The sequence below is a fragment of the Microbacterium sp. Y547 genome (genome assembly GCF_057669785.1).
This window is the reverse complement of sequence record NZ_JBYHFN010000002.1, coordinates 149,490-165,263: the sequence shown is the minus strand read 5'-3', so window position 1 is coordinate 165,263 and position 15,774 is coordinate 149,490. Positions and strand designations below refer to the sequence as shown.

General features: G+C 70.4%; 14 protein-coding genes and 1 tRNA gene. 5 read left to right on the top strand and 10 right to left on the bottom strand.

Features of this window, described 5'->3' with window-relative positions:
- Nucleotides 1–11: 11 nt before the first annotated feature.
- The gene (locus tag AC25Y0_RS03770) at nt 12–875 is read left to right on the top strand and encodes a PAC2 family protein (RefSeq protein ID WP_488123051.1); all 864 of its coding nucleotides are present in this window, start codon (nt 12–14) and stop codon (nt 873–875) included.
- On the opposite strand, the gene AC25Y0_RS03765 is transcribed toward AC25Y0_RS03770, so the two are convergent.
- Both AC25Y0_RS03765 and AC25Y0_RS03760 read right to left on the bottom strand, forming a co-directional pair.
- Nucleotides 876–1,706 (bottom strand): undecaprenyl-diphosphate phosphatase, encoded by an 831-nt coding sequence (locus AC25Y0_RS03765; RefSeq protein WP_488123050.1) that lies wholly within the window; start codon nt 1,704–1,706, stop codon nt 876–878.
- 9 nt (nt 1,707–1,715) lie between these two features.
- Nucleotides 1,716–3,017 carry a M20/M25/M40 family metallo-hydrolase gene (locus AC25Y0_RS03760; RefSeq protein WP_488134209.1) on the bottom strand — a complete coding sequence of 434 codons (1,302 nt, stop codon included), beginning with the start codon at nt 3,015–3,017 and terminating at the stop codon, nt 1,716–1,718.
- A gap of 88 nt (nt 3,018–3,105) precedes the next feature.
- On the opposite strand from AC25Y0_RS03760, the gene AC25Y0_RS03755 reads away from it, so the two are divergent.
- Nucleotides 3,106–3,190 (top strand) — tRNA-Leu (locus tag AC25Y0_RS03755).
- A gap of 66 nt (nt 3,191–3,256) precedes the next feature.
- Here AC25Y0_RS03755 and AC25Y0_RS03750 read toward each other — a convergent pair.
- Entirely contained in the window at nt 3,257–4,336 is a 1,080-nt protein-coding gene (locus AC25Y0_RS03750; protein ID WP_488123048.1) for a VIT1/CCC1 transporter family protein, read from the bottom strand.
- A 107-nt stretch (nt 4,337–4,443) separates the two neighbouring features.
- A complete protein-coding gene (locus AC25Y0_RS03745; protein WP_488123047.1) occupies nt 4,444–6,297 on the bottom strand; it encodes a DEAD/DEAH box helicase in 1,854 nt (617 codons plus the stop codon).
- Between the two features lie 124 nt (nt 6,298–6,421).
- On the opposite strand from AC25Y0_RS03745, the gene AC25Y0_RS03740 reads away from it, so the two are divergent.
- Complete coding sequence (locus AC25Y0_RS03740; protein WP_488123046.1) at nt 6,422–7,279, top strand: SGNH/GDSL hydrolase family protein; 858 nt, start codon at nt 6,422–6,424, stop codon at nt 7,277–7,279.
- Here the strand turns inward: AC25Y0_RS03740 and AC25Y0_RS03735 are convergent.
- Nucleotides 7,276–8,076, bottom strand: a complete 801-nt coding sequence (locus tag AC25Y0_RS03735; RefSeq protein WP_488123045.1) for a TrmH family RNA methyltransferase — start codon at nt 8,074–8,076, stop codon at nt 7,276–7,278. The two genes, AC25Y0_RS03740 and AC25Y0_RS03735, sit on opposite strands and share 4 nt — an antisense overlap.
- Before the next feature lie 83 nt (nt 8,077–8,159).
- On the opposite strand from AC25Y0_RS03735, the gene AC25Y0_RS03730 reads away from it, so the two are divergent.
- Nucleotides 8,160–8,984: a Sir2 family NAD-dependent protein deacetylase gene (locus AC25Y0_RS03730; RefSeq protein WP_488134208.1), complete on the top strand. Its 825-nt coding sequence runs from the start codon at nt 8,160–8,162 to the stop codon at nt 8,982–8,984.
- Nucleotides 8,985–9,003: 19 nt separating this feature from the next.
- Complete coding sequence (locus AC25Y0_RS03725) at nt 9,004–9,609, top strand: histidine phosphatase family protein (RefSeq protein WP_488134207.1); 606 nt, start codon at nt 9,004–9,006, stop codon at nt 9,607–9,609.
- A gap of 22 nt (nt 9,610–9,631) precedes the next feature.
- Here AC25Y0_RS03725 and AC25Y0_RS03720 read toward each other — a convergent pair whose 3' ends face one another.
- From AC25Y0_RS03720 to AC25Y0_RS03700, 5 genes are read right to left on the bottom strand one after another with little or no spacing between them, the layout of a single operon-like run.
- Nucleotides 9,632–10,441: an HpcH/HpaI aldolase/citrate lyase family protein gene (locus tag AC25Y0_RS03720; protein WP_488123042.1), complete on the bottom strand. Its 810-nt coding sequence runs from the start codon at nt 10,439–10,441 to the stop codon at nt 9,632–9,634.
- Nucleotides 10,438–10,914: a MaoC family dehydratase gene (locus AC25Y0_RS03715; protein ID WP_488123041.1), complete on the bottom strand. Its 477-nt coding sequence runs from the start codon at nt 10,912–10,914 to the stop codon at nt 10,438–10,440. Before AC25Y0_RS03715 ends, AC25Y0_RS03720 begins: the two co-directional genes overlap by 4 nt.
- A gap of 4 nt (nt 10,915–10,918) precedes the next feature.
- The gene (locus tag AC25Y0_RS03710; protein WP_488123040.1) at nt 10,919–12,070 is read right to left on the bottom strand and encodes an acyl-CoA dehydrogenase family protein; all 1,152 of its coding nucleotides are present in this window, start codon (nt 12,068–12,070) and stop codon (nt 10,919–10,921) included.
- 2 nt (nt 12,071–12,072) lie between these two features.
- Nucleotides 12,073–14,133 carry an acetyl/propionyl/methylcrotonyl-CoA carboxylase subunit alpha gene (locus AC25Y0_RS03705; RefSeq protein WP_488123426.1) on the bottom strand — a complete coding sequence of 687 codons (2,061 nt, stop codon included), beginning with the start codon at nt 14,131–14,133 and terminating at the stop codon, nt 12,073–12,075.
- Between the two features lie 5 nt (nt 14,134–14,138).
- Nucleotides 14,139–15,743 carry a carboxyl transferase domain-containing protein gene (locus AC25Y0_RS03700; RefSeq protein WP_488123039.1) on the bottom strand — a complete coding sequence of 535 codons (1,605 nt, stop codon included), beginning with the start codon at nt 15,741–15,743 and terminating at the stop codon, nt 14,139–14,141.
- Between the last annotated feature and the right edge of the window lie 31 nt (nt 15,744–15,774).

Genomic DNA, 15,774 nt, shown 5'->3' with positions numbered 1-15,774 from the left:
AAGGAGGCCGTGTGTCCGGACTGGGTCGGAGAGTCGTCGTCGCCGCGTTCGACGGCTGGAACGACGCCGGCGAGGCTGCCTCGTCGGCTGTCGCACATCTGCGGGCGGCCGGTGAGTACGAACCGGTCTTCTCGGTCGACCCCGAACTGTACTTCGACTACCAGTACACGCGCCCGCACATCCAGTCCGACGGCGAAGGCCGGCGCACGCTGCGCTGGCCCGAGACGACGCTCCTGCGCCCGACGCACGTGACCGGCCCCACCGAACTGTGGCTGCTGACGGGCGTCGAGCCCGCACGGGCGTGGCAGGCCTACGCGGGAGAGATCATCGACGTCGCCCTGCGCGAAGACGTCACGGGGCTCGTGTGCCTCGGATCGATGATGTCCGACGTGCCGCACTCGCGGCCGATCTCGATCTTCGCGGGCAGCGAGAACGAGAGCCTGCGCGCAACGCTCAAGCTCGAGCGCAGCACGTACGAAGGTCCCGTCGGCATCATGAGCGTGCTCACCGACGCCGCCGATACGGCCGGCATCCCCTCTGCGGGGCTGTGGGCGAGCGTTCCCCACTACGTCGCGGGCCACACGCCGTCGCCCAAGGCGACGCTTGCATTGCTCGAGCGACTGGGCGAGCTCACGTCGGCCGAGATCTCGCCGGGTGAACTGCCCGTGCAGGCCGCCGCGTGGGAGGCGTCGATCGACGCCGCCGCTGCGGACGACGAAGAGATGACCGAGTACATCCGTCAGCTCGAGCACACCCGCGACACCTGGGACTCCCCCGAAGCCTCGGGCGACGCGATCGCGCAGGAGTTCGAGAAGTACCTGCGCCGCGGATCCGACGGCCCGGGCAAGCACGGGCGCGACGACCCGCGCCGCTGATCAGTACGGCTGCAGGACGCCGAGACTCAGCAGCACGATGAGCGTCGCGCCGAGCACGACGCGGTAGATGACGAACGGCAGGAAGCTGCGCGTCTTGATGTAGCTCATGAGGAACGCGATGACCGCGAGGCCCACGAAGAACGCGACGAGCGTGGCGGCGCCCGTCTCGAGCAGGCTGTACGGCCCGCCGACCTCTTCGAAGCTCTTGAGCAGCTCATAGAACCCGCTGCCGAAGACGGCCGGAACCGCCAGGAGGAAGGCATACTCGGCTGCCGCAGGCCGGGTGTACCCCAGGGCCAGACCCAGCGTCGTCGTGGCGCCTGAGCGCGAGACGCCCGGCACGAGCGCGAGCGCCTGCGCGAAGCCGAGTCCCAGCCCGTGGGGATAGGTCAGCTGCGACAGGTCGCGCTCGCGACGCCCCCAGCGGTCGGCGGCACCGAGCAGCAGGCCGAAGACGATGAGCACGATCGCCACGAGCCAGAGGTTGCGGAAGGTCGAGCGGATGACGTCCTGGAAGAGGAAGCCCAGTACTCCGATCGGCACGGTGCCGATGATGATGAGCCAGCCCATCCGCACGTCGGGATCGTTGCGCGGGATCTTTCCGCCCAGCGACTGCGCCCAGCGCGAGATGATCCGCACGATCGTGCCCCAGAAGTACACGAGCACGGCCAGCTCGGTGCCGATCTGCGTGATCGCCGTGAAGGTCGCGCCCGGGTCTTCGGCGGACGGCAGGAATTCCCCGACGATGCGCAGGTGCGCGCTCGACGAGATCGGCAGGAACTCGGTGAGTCCTTGGATCAATCCGAGGAAGAGGGCCTCGAGCAGTTGCATTCGTGTCCTTCAGTACGTGCGCAGCAGGTCGGTCAGCACGCGCTGCCCGAAGACGAGGGCATCCACGGGAACGCGCTCGTCGACGCCGTGGAACATGCCTGTGAAATCGAGGTCGGCCGGCAGTCGCAGCGGTGCGAAGCCGTAGCCGGCGATGTCGAGCCGGGCCAGAGCCTTGTTGTCGGTGCCCGCACCCAGCAGGTACGGGATGACCGGCACTCCCGGGTCGTGACGTCCGAGCGCGGCGACCATGGCGTCGACGAGGCCGCCCTCGAACGACGCCTCGAGCCCCACATCGCGCACGACGATCTCGACCTCGACGTCGGACCCCACGATGCGCTGGATCTCGGCGAGCACGGTCTCTTCCTGCCCCGGCAGCGTCCGGACGTCGATGAGCGCTTCAGCCGTGTCCGGGATGACGTTGTGCTTGTAGCCCGCAGCGAGCCCCGTCGGGTTCGCGGTCGTGCGGAACGTCGAGCGCAGAAAAGCGGATGCCGCGCCGAAGCGCTCGGCCACGTCATCAGGATCGGCGGGGTCGGCGCCCGCGAGCGCCGCGAGGTCGTCGACCATGCGACGCGTCGTGGGGGTCATCGCGAGGGGCCACGACGTGCGCCCGAGAGCAGCGACCGCCTCGGCGAGCCGCGTGACGGCGTTCTCGGGATGCACACGGCTGCCGTGCCCCGCGCGTCCGCGAGCCCGCAGGCGGATCCAGCACAGCGCCTTCTCGCCCGTCTGCAGCAGGTAGGCGCGCTTGTCGCCCGCCGCGATCGAATATCCGCCGACCTCGCTGATGGCCTCGGTGGCCCCGGCGAACCACTCGGGGTGGTCACGCACGACGAGCGCGGATCCTTCGACGCCGCCGTCCTCCTCGTCGGCGAAGAACGTCACGATGATGTCGCGTGCGGGCTGCTCCCCCGCGCGCAGGATGTCGCCGATCGAGGTCAGGATCATGGCATCCATGTCCTTCATGTCGACCGCGCCGCGACCCCACAGCATGCCGTCGCGGATCTCGCCCGCGAACGGATCGACGCTCCAGTCCTCGGCGATCGCCGGCACGACATCGAGGTGGCCGTGCAGCACGAGCGCCGGCAGGGAGCGGTCACGGCCCGGCACACGGGCGCACACGTTCGTGCGACGCGGAACGGGCTCGAAGTACTGCGTTGCGAGGCCGAGGGACTCGAGGTAGGAGCCGGCGTACTCGGCTGCTTCGCGCTCGCCCTTGGCGTTGCCTCCGCCGTAGTTGGTCGTGTCGATCCGGATGAGATCGCGGGCGACCTGGACCACCTCAGGCAGCGTGGTGTCGGAAGTGGGCATGCGGACTAACCTACCCGCACGCTCGATTCGATCCGTCTCTGAAACCGTGCTAGTGTCGACCCTCGGTTGCGAAACCGAAAACCACCTCGCGCGGGTGGCGGAATTGGTAGACGCGCTAGCTTGAGGTGCTAGTGCCCGTATAGGGCGTGGGGGTTCAATTCCCCCCTCGCGCACAAGAACAAAAAGGCCCCCGAAAGGGGGCCTTTTTGCTGTCCGGACCTCGCCCGCCCGGATCGGAATCAGCCGATCGTGACGCCGAAGACGAGACCAAGCGCGTACGTGACTGCAGCGGCACCGAACCCGATCGCGAGCTGACGCAGCGCGCGCCGCCACGGCGGCCCGCCGGACAGGAGACCGACCGTCGCCCCCGTGCCCAACAGTGCGATTCCGACGAGCACGAGTGCCGTGACGACGGCGGCGCCGCCTGTCAGCCCGAACAGCCACGGCAGCACGGGGATGATCGCCCCCGACGAGAAGAAGAGGAAGCTCGACAGCGCCGCTCCTCGGGCGCTGCCGACGACCTCGTCCGCCTGCACGCGCTCGGATCGGGCGGGGGCGACATCGCCTGCCTGCGCCGCTGCTACAGCGCGCCGCGCACGATCCAGCGCCTCACTCTCGGGCATCCCGCGGGTGCGGTACACCAGGGCGAGCTCATTGGCGTCGAGATCGAGATCGAGAAGCGCTGCGGCGGTGTACTCGCTCGGCGCGGTGGCCTCGAGGAGTTCGCGCTGCGAGCGCACCGAGACGAACTCTCCCGCCCCCATCGACAGCGCACCGGCGAGCAGCCCGGCGATGCCCGAGATGAGCACGAATCTCGCGTCGACCCCCGTCGCGCCGATGCCGAGGACGAGGGCGAGGTTCGAGACGAGGCCGTCGTTCACGCCGAACACGGCCGCGCGGAACGTGCCCGACAGCTGGCGTCGTCCCCGCGCCGCAAGCCCCCGCACGACCTCGTGGTGGATCCGCTCGTCCGCCGCCATGCGTGGGGTCGCGAACGGCTCATCGTCGTACGGCGAGCGCCCTTCCGCATTCTGCGCGAGGGCGAGCACGAAGATCCACCCGAACCGCTTCGCCATCCACCCCAGCACGACGGTGCGCAGCTCGGGCCGCGCGTTGCGCGGCGGCTCGCCCCCGAGCAGCACCAGCCAGTGCTCCTCGTGACGCCTCTCGGCTTCGGCGAGCGCCAGCAGGATCTCGCGCTCTTCGCCGTCGCGGCGGGCTGCGAGCTGCCGATAGACCTCGGCCTCGGCGCGCTCGTTCACGAGATACCGGGCCCACCGTCGTCGGTCGCGGGCGGTCGGTTCAGCTGGCGCGGTCAATCGTGGCCTCCGGAAGAGTGGCGGGATGCCCCCACGCTAGCCACGCCGAGGCGCTGACCTGCCCCGTGAGCCCGGTATTGCCAGCATTTCGGAGCTCCGAACGCGCGTCACGACCGCACGCGAGCGCGCAGCACATCGATCCGTGCCTGCAGCTGAGCGACGGTCGCCTGCGCGACACCGGGACCGCCGCACACGCGGCGCAGCTCGGCGTGCACGGCGCCGTGCGGCTCACCGGACTGCCGCGCGTAGAGCCCTACGAGGCTGTTCAGCAGCTGACGCTGCTCTTTCAGCGTGCGGTGCAGTGCCGCCGGCGGCGCATCGGGCGCGGGCGCGTCCGCTGCGGGCTGCTGTGCTTCGCGAACGCGGCGGTGGCGGCTCTGGCGCGCTTGACGCTGGATGAGCAGCTCGTGCACGTGCTCGGGCTCGAGCAGACCCGGAAGGCCGAGGAACTCTTCTTCTTCGGGGGTGCCGGGGACCGCGAGCTGACCGAACTCCTTGCCGTCGTACAGCACCCGGTCGAAGTGGGCGAGCGACCCGAGCGCCTGGTAGGTGAACTCGTACGTGAGGGCGTCCGACGCCGTGTCGCCCTGCTCGGCCGCTTGGAGCAGATCGTCATCGAGCGCCCACTCATCTCCGTCGCTCTCTCGATCCAGCGCATGGTCGCGTTCGACCTCCATCGCGTTCGCGAGGGCCAGCAACTGAGGCACGTTCGGAAGAAAGACGCTCGCCGTCTCTCCGCGACGCCGCGCGCGGACGAAGCGTCCGATCGCCTGCGCGAAGAACAGCGGCGTCGACGCACTCGTGGCGTACACCCCGACGGCCAGGCGCGGCACGTCGACGCCCTCGGACACCATGCGCACAGCGACCATCCAGCGCCGGGTGTTGTTCGCGAACTGCTCGATGCGCGCCGAGGCGCCCTCTTCGTCCGACAGCACGACGGTCGTCTTCTCGCCCGTGATCCGGTCGAGGATGTCGGCGTAGGCGCGGGCAGCGGTCTGGTCGGTCGCGATCACGAGGCCCCCCGCATCGGGGATCTGCTCGCGCACCTCGCTCAGGCGGCGGTCCGCCGAGCGCAGGACGGCGGGGATCCACTCCCCCTCGGGGTCGAGCGCCGTGCGCCACGCCTGGGACGTGACGTCCTTCGTGTTGTCCTGGCCGAGCTGGGCTTCCATCTCGTCGCCCGTCTTCGTGCGCCAGCGCATCTGCCCCGCGTAGACGAGGAAGAGCACGGGCCGCACGACGCCGTCTTCGAGGGCGCGCCGGTAGCCGTAGTTGTAGTCGGTGCGCGAGACGCGGATGCCCTTGTCGTCGGGGTGGTACTCGACGAACGGGATGGGGGCGGTGTCGCTGCGGAACGGGGTGCCGCTCAGCAGCAGTCGCCGCGTCGCACGGCCGTATGCCTCGCGCAGCGCATCGCCCCAGCTGAGCGCGTCGCCGCCGTGGTGCACCTCGTCGAGGATCACCAGCGTGCGCCGGTCGTGGATCAGCCGCTCGTGCACGGACGCCTTCACCGCGACCTGGGCATAGGTCACGGCAACGCCGTGGAACTGGCGCGACGGCAGACCGTGACGGTTGCTGAAGTACGGATCGAGACGGATCGAGACGCGAGCCGCGGCATCCGCCCACTGGGTCTTCAGGTGCTCGGTGGGCGCGACGACGACGATGCGATCGACGATGTCGCGGCGCAGCAGCTCGGAAGCCAGGCGCAGGGCGAACGTCGTCTTGCCGGCACCGGGTGTCGCGGCGGCGAGGAAGTCGCGCGGGCCGCCGCCGGGACCGTCCGGGCCGTCGAGGCCGAAGTACAGGTCGAGTGCCTCGGCCTGCCATGCACGCAGGCGCTGCGCCGTACCCCACGGGGCACGCTGCGGATACGCCGGAGACAGGTGCTCGGCGGCGAAGCTGCCGAAGTGCTCCGGGGCGCCGCTCGCCGCGGGATCGGCGGTCGTGGTCGCTTCGTCCACCGGTCCCCCTTCCGCGAAAACTGCCCTCAGCCGCGGACAGCACGATTGACCACCCTAAACCGTTCGCCCGACATCATCGGTCCACGGGGTACCCTCGAAAGCCTCTACTCCCCAGGAGGAGCGCATGCCGCGCACCGATGCAGACCGAGGCCCGGACGCCCCCCACGTCGAGGCCCACCCCTGGCGGCGCTACGTCGCCGTCGGCGACTCCTTCACCGAGGGAATCGGCGACCCGATCCCCGGAACGGATCAGCACCGCGGCTGGGCCGACCGCGTCGCCGAAGTGCTGGGCTCGCAGGTCGACGATTTCGCGTACGCGAACCTCGCGGTGCGGGGAAAGCTCATCCGGCAGATCGTCGACGACCAGATCGAGCCGGCGATCGCCCTCAAGCCCGACCTCGTGACCTTCTCGGCCGGCGGCAACGACGTCATCCGTCCGGGCTCTGATCCCGACGCCGTCGCAGAGTCGTTCGAAGACGCCGTCGTGCGGCTGTCCGCCAGCGGCGCGAACATCGTCCTCTTCACGGGTATCGACACCAACTTCACGCCCGTCTTCCGCGGCATCCGGGGCAAGGTCGCGATCTACAACGAGAACATCCGCGCGATCGCCGAGCGACACGACTGCATCGTCGCCGACCAGTGGGCGCTGAAAGAAGTGCAGGACATGCGCTTCTTCGACGACGATCGACTGCACTACAACCCGCTCGGGCACCATGAGGTCGCCCGCATGGTGCTGCGCACGCTCAACGTGCCGAACGACCTGCAGCCGATGCAGCCCGATCCCCTGCCCGCCCGCACGTGGCGCGCGGCGCGTGCACACGACCTGGTGTGGGCGCGCGAGTACCTCGTGCCGTGGGTGCTGCGCCGCGTGCGCCACCGGTCATCGGGCGACCATGTGAACGCCAAGCGCCCCGAACCGCTGCCGGTGGTCACCCTCGCGCCCGAAGCGGATGCCGCAGAACCGCGCGACGATCAGGTCTAGCGCCGCAGCTCCCACAACGCCACGGCGCTCGCCGCCGCGACGTTGAGCGAGTCGACCCCGCCCGACATCGGGATCGTCACGAGGGAGTCGGATGCCGCGAGCGCGCGGCGGGACAGCCCGTCGCCCTCCGACCCGAGCAGCAAAGCGACGCGGTCGTGGCCGGCCGCGACGAACGCGTCGAGCGGCACGGCATCGTCGGCGAGCGCGAGCGCGGCGAGGTGGAATCCGGCGTCGTGCAGTTCGCGCTCGGCATCCGCCCACTCGGGCAGCCGTGTCCACGGCACCTGGAACACCGTTCCCATGCTCACCCGCACACTGCGGCGGTAAAGCGGGTCGGCGCACCGCGGGCTGACGAGCACAGCGTCGGCGCCCAGGCCCGCCGCGGCGCGGAAGATCGCGCCGACGTTGGTGTGGTCGACGATGTCCTCGAGCACGACGACGAGCCGCGCGTCGGCGAGGACCTCGCTCATCGGCGGAAGGGGCGGACGGTGCATGGCCGCGAGGGCGCCTCGATGCACGACGTACCCGGTGAGGCTCTCGGCGACCTCGGGTGTGACGATGTAGAGAGGCACGTCCGGATGATCGGCGAGCAGCTCCCGGGCGGCATCCGCCCATTTCTGCTGCACCAGCACCGACCGCGGGCGGTGGCCGGCGGCGAGGGCGCGCGCGATGACCTTCGCGGACTCGGCGATGTAGAGCCCGCCCTCGGGCTCGAGCACGCGCCGCAGGGCGACGTCGGTCAGGTCCCGATAGTCGGCCAGCCGCGGGTCGTCCGCCGTCTCGATCACTGTCGCCACCTTTCCACTATCCCAGCCCGGACGCGTGCGGGACGGCCGCACGGTCGATGTGGCGACCTAGACTGCGAGGGCGGGAGGGACGGATGACCGAAACGGATGACGTCGCGCGGGCGGTCGATGTGCTCGCGGGGCACCGCATCGCGGTGCTGACGGGCGCGGGCGTGTCGACGGACTCCGGCATCCCCGACTACCGGGGATCGGGTGCTCCCGTGCGCACCCCCATGACCGTCGACCGATTCCTCGGCGACGAGGCCGACCGCCGCCGATACTGGGTCGGCAGCCACCTCGGGTGGCGCGCGTTCGCCACGGCGCGTCCCAACGCGGGGCACCACGCGATCAGCCGCCTAGAGCAGCGAGGTCTGGCCACCGGCGTCGTGACGCAGAACGTCGACGGCCTGCACGTGCGCGCCGGCAGCCGCCGCGTCGTCGAGTTGCACGGCACGATGCGCCGCGTCGGTTGCACGCACTGCGGCCAGATCTTCGATCGCCGCGACATCGCCGCCCGCGTCGAAGCGGACAACCCCTGGATCACGGTGCCCGACGGCGTCGCCCTCGGCCCCGACGGCGATGTGCTCCCCGAGAGCACGGAGGGCTTCCGCGTGCCCGCGTGCAGCGTGTGCGATGGCATGCTCAAGCCCGACGTCGTCTTCTTCGGCGAGTTCGTGCCGCGCGAGAAGTTCCGCCAAGCCGAGCAGCTCGTGCACACGGGTGACGCCCTGCTCGTGGCCGGATCCTCGCTCGCCGTGAACAGCGGCATCCGCCTCATCGAACGCGCCCGCCGCCAGGACCTGCCCATCGTCATCATCAACCGCGGCTCCACGCGCGCCGACGATCGGGCGACTCTCAAGATCGACGGCAGCGCGAGCCGGATTCTCGAGGCGCTCGCCGCCTCGCTCCCGGACCGCTGAGCGCGGTTAGGCTCGAAGGGTGACGACCCTCATCCTGATGCGCCATGGCGAGACCGACTGGAATCGCGCGCGACGCATCCAGGGGAGCACCGACATCCCGCTCAACGACACCGGCCGTCAGCAGGCTCGCGAGGCCGCCCTGTCGTTGCGCGACCAGCTGAACGGCTCCCCCGTCGTCGTCGTGTCCAGCGACCTCTCGCGCGCGCGGGAGACCGCCGCGATCGTGGCCGACGGACTCGGCGTCGACCTGTCGCACGCATACCCCGAGCTGCGCGAACGCGCGTATGGCGAGGCCGAGGGCATCGTCACGACGGAGTTCTTCGCACGGTGGGGCGACTGGTACACCGCCGAGGTCCCCGGCGCCGAGTCGCGCGAGGACCTGCGCCTTCGCGCCGTGCTCGGATTGCGTCGGGCGGTGCGTCGGGCACGCCGCGAGACGGCGCCCGCGTCGCCCGCACTCGTGGTCGTCTCGCACGGCGCGCTGATCCGCGAGGTCATCATGCACGCGACGGCGGGCGAGATGCCGCCGTCCGGCGAACGCCTCGCGAACGGCGCGACGTTCTCGTTCCTGCTCGAGCGCGAGCGACTGAGCCTGCGCTCGTACGCCGGCTCACCTCTCGTCTGATCTCTCGTCGAGTCGGTCGGCCTCAGTCGGCGCGTCGTAACAGGGCGCGCGCGTGCCGCAGGACGGGCTCGTCGACCATGCGTCCCTCGAACGCGAAGACGCCGCGCTCGGATTCGGCAGCCGCGAGGACCACCCGCGCCCACGTCACCGATTCGGGGTCGGGGCGGTAGGCGTCGCGGATGACGGTGACCTGGCTCGGGTGGATGCACGCCGTGGCGGTGAACCCGGATGCCGCAGCGTCAGCCGCCTCGTCGGCAAGACCTGCCACGTCGGCGATGTCGAGGTGCACCGCGTCGATCGCTCCCTTGCCGCGAGAACCCGCTGCGAGCAGCGTCCGAGCCCTCGCGTGACGGGCGATGTCGCGGTACCGCCCGTCGGCGCGGCGGCTCGAGGTGCCCCCGAGCGAGGCCACGAGGTCTTCGGCGCCCCACATGAGCGCGACGACGTTGTCCAGCGCCGCGATCCGGTCGGCCTGCGCGATGCCCTTCGCCGTCTCGCACAGCGCGATGATCTCGAAGCGCTCGTCCAGGCGCTTGAGCCGCTTGGGCGACTCGGCCTTGGCGATCATGATGCGGCGGTAGTCGGTCTGCGACAGGGTCGCGAGATCAGCGGCGAACTCGTCCGTCTCGGGCGGGTTGACGCGCACGATGACGCGGGCAGGATCCAGATCGGACTCGATCAGCGCACCGCGGGCGGCGGGTTTGGCCGACGGCGAGACGGCGTCCTCGAGATCGAGGATGACGGCATCGGCCCGGTCGAAGGCCTTCGCGTACCGCTCCGGGCGATCGGCAGGGCAGAACAGCAGCGCGGGACCCAGGTCGAATGCGCTCACGCCTGCGACTCCGCGTTCATCCACATGAGCGCGGTGCGCGTGGCCGTCGCGACGATGACCCCGTCCTGATTGCGTCCCGTGTGCCTCATCGTCACGATGCCCTGACCCGGACGCGAGCTCGACGGACGCTTCTCGACGATCTCGGTCTCGCTGTACAGCGTGTCGCCGTGGAACACCGGGGCGGGGAAGGTGATGTCTCCGAGCCCGAGCTGAGCGACGAGCGTGCCCTGCGTGATCTGCCCGACAGAGGCGCCGACCATGGTCGACAACGTCCACATCGAGTTCATGAGACGCTGCCCGAACGGCTGCGACGCGGCGAACGCAGCATCCAGGTGCAGCGCTTGACCGTTCATCGTGAGCGTCGTGAAGAGGACGTTGTCGGCCTCGGACGCCGTGCGGCCCGGGCGGTGGGAGTAGCGGGCGCCCACCTCGAGCTCGTCGACGTAGAGTCCGCGCTGGACGATCTCGTTCACAGGCTCAGGCCATCCCGAGCGAGCGGGCGATGACGAGCAGCTGCACCTCGCTCGTACCCTCGCCGATCTCGAGGATCTTCGAGTCACGGAAGTGCCGTGCGACGGGGTATTCGTTCATGAACCCGTTGCCGCCGAAGATCTGCGTCGCGTCGCGCGCGTTGTCCATCGCCGCATCGCTGGAGGTGAGCTTCGCGATCGCCGCCTCGGTCTTGAAGGGCTTGCCGGCATCGCGCAGGCGTGCCGCGTGGTGCCACGCGAGACGCGCGTTGTGCACGCGCAGCTGCATGCGGGCGATCATGAACTGGATGCTCTGGCGCGTCGCGAGCGGTTCGCCGAAGACCGTGCGCTTGCCCGCGTAGTCGATCGCCGCTTCGAGGCATCCTTCGGCCGCACCGGTCGCGAGCGCGGCGATCGCGATGCGACCTTCGTCGAGGATGTGCAGGAAGTTCGCGAAGCCGCGGCCGCGCTCGCCGATGAGGTTCTCCTCGGGAACGCGGGCGTCCTGGAAGGTCAGCGGGTGCGTGTCGGAGGCGTGCCACCCGACCTTGTCGTAGGCCGGCTCGACCGTGAATCCTTCGGTGCCGTGGGGCACCATGATCGTCGAGATCTCCTTGCGGCCGTTCTGCTCCCCCGTGACCGCCGTGACGGTGACGAAGCGCGTGATGGGCGTGCCGGAGTTCGTGATGAACTGCTTCGCGCCGTTGATGACCCAGTGGCCGTCCTCGAGCCGTGCCGTCGTGCGCGTCGCACCGGCATCCGATCCCGCCTCGGGCTCGGTCAGGCCGAAGCCCGCGAGCGCCTTTCCGGCGAGCAGGTCGGGCAGGAGGGCGTGCTTCTGCTGGTCGGTGCCGAAGCGGTAGATGGGCATGGCACCGAGGCTGACCCCGGCTTCGAGGGTGATCGCGATCGACTGGTCGACGCGCGCGAGTGCCTCGATCGCGAGACCGAGCGCGAAGTAGTCGCCGCCCTGCCCGCCGACCTCTTCGGAGAAGGGCAGACCGAACAGACCCATCTCGCCCATCTGCCGCACGACGTCCATCGAGAGCGTCTTCGTGCGGTCGGCCTCGTAGGCCTGCGGCGCGACGACCTCGTCGGCGAACTCGCGCACGAGGCCGGCGAGTTCGCGCTCGTCATCGGTGAGGTTGTGGTGGTCCATGGTCACTCCTTAGTCTCTGTCTCTGAGCCGGGCTCGGTCTCTGAGACCGTCGAGGGGTCAGCCGTCACGTGTGCGATCACCTGATCGCGGCGCACCTGGTCGCCGGCGGCCACATCCAGGCGCACGATGCCACTGTGCGGCGCCGTGACAGGGTGCTCCATCTTCATCGCCTCGATCGTGACGATGCGATCGCCCGTCTCGACGCGGTCGCCGTCTGCCGCGTGCACCGCGGCGACTGCTCCGGGCATGGGGGCGCGCAGTTCGGGCGCGGTGGCCGCGGCCCCGCGCGCCGTCGCGGCGAGGCGCCGCTCGAGCGCCTCACGGCGCGTCAACGGCAGGAGGCGGTGTGCGACGCCGTCGGCGTGCACCCACGACCATCCGTCGCGGCCGGTCCTCAGCTGCACGCCGTCCGGCAGCGCGCGGCCCAGCGACACGGCGCGCCAGCCGCCGGCTCCGACCGGGATGACGGGATCGGGGTCGGGAACGGGCGCCGAGCGCACGTCGCCGTCCTCGGCCAGCACGGTGACTGTGCGTGCCGGGGCGTTGTCGCCGATCCGCCAGCCCGAGCCCGTGCGCCACAGCGGTGCCGCGGCTCCCTGCTGCCGTCCCGCGAGATGCCGGCCTTCGTCGGCGGTCGCGACGGCGCTCAGCGCGGTGGCCGAGGGCTCGGGTGCCGTGAACGGCGGCATCCGATCGATGAGCCCCGTGTCGAGGTCGCCCGCCTGCACGGCGGGTTCGGCGAGCAGAGCACGCAGGAACGCGATGTTGGTGTCGACCCCGAGCAGGACGGTGTCCGCGAGAGCCGCGTCGAGGCGCGCGAGTGCGTCGGCGCGGTCGACCCCGCACACGATGACCTTCGCGATCATGGGGTCGTAGTCCGAGCCCACGACCGAGCCGCTCTCGACGGCGGAGTCCGTGCGCACGCCGGCCGGGTCTGCGGTCTCCCACAGCAGCACGTCGCCCGTTGCGGGCAGGAACCCGCGCTCAGGGCTCTCGGCGTACACGCGCGCTTCGATCGCGTGGCCGTCGAGGACGACGTCGTCCTGCGCGATCTCCAGGGCGAACCCCGCGGCGATGCGCAGCTGCTGCTCGACGAGGTCGATGCCCGTCACGAGCTCGGTCACGGGGTGCTCGACCTGCAGCCGGGTGTTCATCTCGATGAAGAAGAACTCGTCGGGGCGGTCCCCCGCGACGAGGAACTCGACCGTTCCCGCGCCGCGGTAGTCCACCGACGCTGCGGCAGCACAGGCGGCCGCTCCCAGACGCGCGCGGGTCTCGGCATCGACGATGGGCGACGGCGCTTCTTCGATGACCTTCTGGTGGCGGCGCTGCAACGTGCACTCGCGCTCGCCGAGGTGGATGACCCGCCCCTGGGCGTCGGCCAGCACCTGCACCTCGATGTGCCGCGGTCGCTCGATGAGACGCTCCAGCAGCAGCGTGTCGTCACCGAAAGCCGCCGCGGCGACGCGCCGGGCGGTCGCGAGGGCATCGGGCAGCTCATCGGCGGCTCGGACGATCTGCATCCCCTTGCCACCGCCGCCCGCCGAGGGCTTGATGAGCAGCGGGAAACCGGTCTCTGCCGCAGCCGCCGCGATGGCGTCATCGGTCATGCCGGCTGCGCTGAAGCCGGGCACCGTCGGCACACCGTGCTCGGTGACGTGCTCCTTCGAGCGGATCTTGTCGCCCATGACATCGAGGGCGCGCTCGCCGGGGCCGACGAAGACGATCCCCGCCTCGGCGCACGCGCGGGCGAAGGCGACGTTCTCCGAGAGGAACCCATATCCCGGATGCACGGCCTGCGCGCCCGTCTCGACGGCGGCGCGCACGACGGCGTCGATGTTCAGATACGACGCGGATGCCGCGGCGGAGCCGATGCGCACGGCCTCATCGGCTTCACGCACGTGCGGGGCGTCGGCGTCGGCGTCGCTGTAGACGGCGACGGAGCGGATGCCGAGGCGCCGGAGCGTGCGGATGACGCGGCGGGCGATCTCGCCGCGGTTGGCGACGAGGACGGTGTCGAACCCGTCGGCGAACTCTGGGACCGCGTCGGAATCGGTGTTCATCATGGTCACATCCGGAAGACGCCGAAGCGCGGTTCGGGGAGCGGCGTGCGCGACACGACGTCGAGCGCGAGCCCCAGCAGGTCACGGGTATCGGCGGGATCGACGATGCCGTCGTCCCACAGTCGTGCGGTCGCGTAGTACGGGCTGCCTTGGCGCTCGTACTGCTCGCGGATGGGCGCCTCGAAGTCGCTCTGCGCATCGGCGGACCACTCTTCGCCGCGCCCCTCGATCTGGTCCCGCTTGACGGTCGAGAGGACGGATGCCGCCTGCGGCCCACCCATGACCGAGATGCGGCTCGCGGGCCACGTCCACAGGAAGCGCGGGGAGTAGGCGCGTCCGCACATCGAGTAGTTGCCGGCGCCGAACGAGCCGCCGATGACGACCGTGAGCTTGGGCACGCGCGTCGTCGCGACGGCGGTCACCATCTTGGCGCCGTCCTTCGCGATGCCACCGGCCTCGGCGTCTCGCCCGACCATGAAGCCCGAGATGTTCTGCAGGAACAGCAGCGGAATGCCGCGCTGGTCGCACAGCTCGATGAAGTGGGCGCCCTTCTGCGCGGACTCGCCGAACAGCACGCCGTTGTTGGCGACGATGCCGATCGGGTGCCCGTGCAGCCGCGCGAATCCCGTCACGAGGGTCTCGCCGTACGCGCGCTTGAACTCGTGGAACTCGCTGCGGTCGACGAGGCGCGCGATGACCTCGCGCACGTCGTAGGGCTGGTTGACGTCGACGGGCACGACACCGTAGAGGTCGGACGGGTCGACGGCGGGGTCGGCCGCGGGCTGTACGTCCCAGGCCGGCTCGGCCGGCGGCGGCAGCGTCGCGACGATGTCGCGGACGATCTGCAGCGCGTGCTCGTCGTCTTCGGCGAGGTGGTCGACGACGCCCGACCGCATGGCGTGCAGTTCGCCGCCGCCGAGCTCTTCGGCCGTGACGATCTCGCCGATCGCGGCCTTCACGAGGGGTGGCCCGCCGAGGAAGATCGTGCCCTGGTTGCGCACGATGACCGTCTCATCGCTCATCGCCGGCACGTAGGCGCCACCGGCGGTGCACGAGCCCATGACCGCGGCGATCTGCGGAACACCCGCGGCGGACATGCGCGCCTGGTTGAAGAAGATGCGCCCGAAGTGGTCGCGATCGGGGAATACCTCGTCCTGCATGGGCAGGAAGGCGCCGCCCGAGTCGACGAGGTAGATGCACGGCAGGTGGTTCTCCAGGGCGATCTCCTGCGCGCGCAGGTGCTTCTTGACCGTCATCGGGTAGTAGGTGCCGCCCTTGACCGTCGCGTCGTTGCACACGACCATGACGTGTCGCCCGTGCACGAGGCCGATGCCCGCGATGACGCCCGCTGCGGGGGCATCCCCGCCGTAGAGCCCCTCGGCGGCCAGCGCGCTCACCTCGAGGAACGGACTGCCTTCGTCGAGCAGTCGCGCGACGCGCTCGCGAGGAAGCAGCTTGCCCCGTGCGACGTGGCGCTCCCGCGAGGCTTCCGGTCCCCCGAGCGCGGTAGCGGCCAGCCGGGCGCGCAGCTCTTGTGCGAGGTCTTCCTGTGCTTCGCGCGTTCGAGTGAACGTCTCGTCCGCGACGACCTCGGTTTCGAGTGTGGTCATGTCATCTCCGTCGACGTCACGATCGGATCAC

Bases quoted from the DNA above. Each gene is read 5' to 3' on its own strand.
- AC25Y0_RS03700 (WP_488123039.1), bottom strand. From the start codon at position 15,743: ATGACCACACTCGAAACCGAGGTCGTCGCGGACGAGACGTTCACTCGA.
- AC25Y0_RS03710 (WP_488123040.1), bottom strand. From the start codon at position 12,070: ATGGACCACCACAACCTCACCGATGACGAGCGCGAACTCGCCGGCCTC.
- AC25Y0_RS03740 (WP_488123046.1), top strand. From the start codon at position 6,422: ATGCCGCGCACCGATGCAGACCGAGGCCCGGACGCCCCCCACGTCGAG.
- AC25Y0_RS03705 (WP_488123426.1), bottom strand. From the start codon at position 14,133: ATGAACACCGATTCCGACGCGGTCCCAGAGTTCGCCGACGGGTTCGAC.
- AC25Y0_RS03760 (WP_488134209.1), bottom strand. From the start codon at position 3,017: ATGCCCACTTCCGACACCACGCTGCCTGAGGTGGTCCAGGTCGCCCGC.
- AC25Y0_RS03765 (WP_488123050.1), bottom strand. From the start codon at position 1,706: ATGCAACTGCTCGAGGCCCTCTTCCTCGGATTGATCCAAGGACTCACC.
- AC25Y0_RS03730 (WP_488134208.1), top strand. From the start codon at position 8,160: ATGACCGAAACGGATGACGTCGCGCGGGCGGTCGATGTGCTCGCGGGG.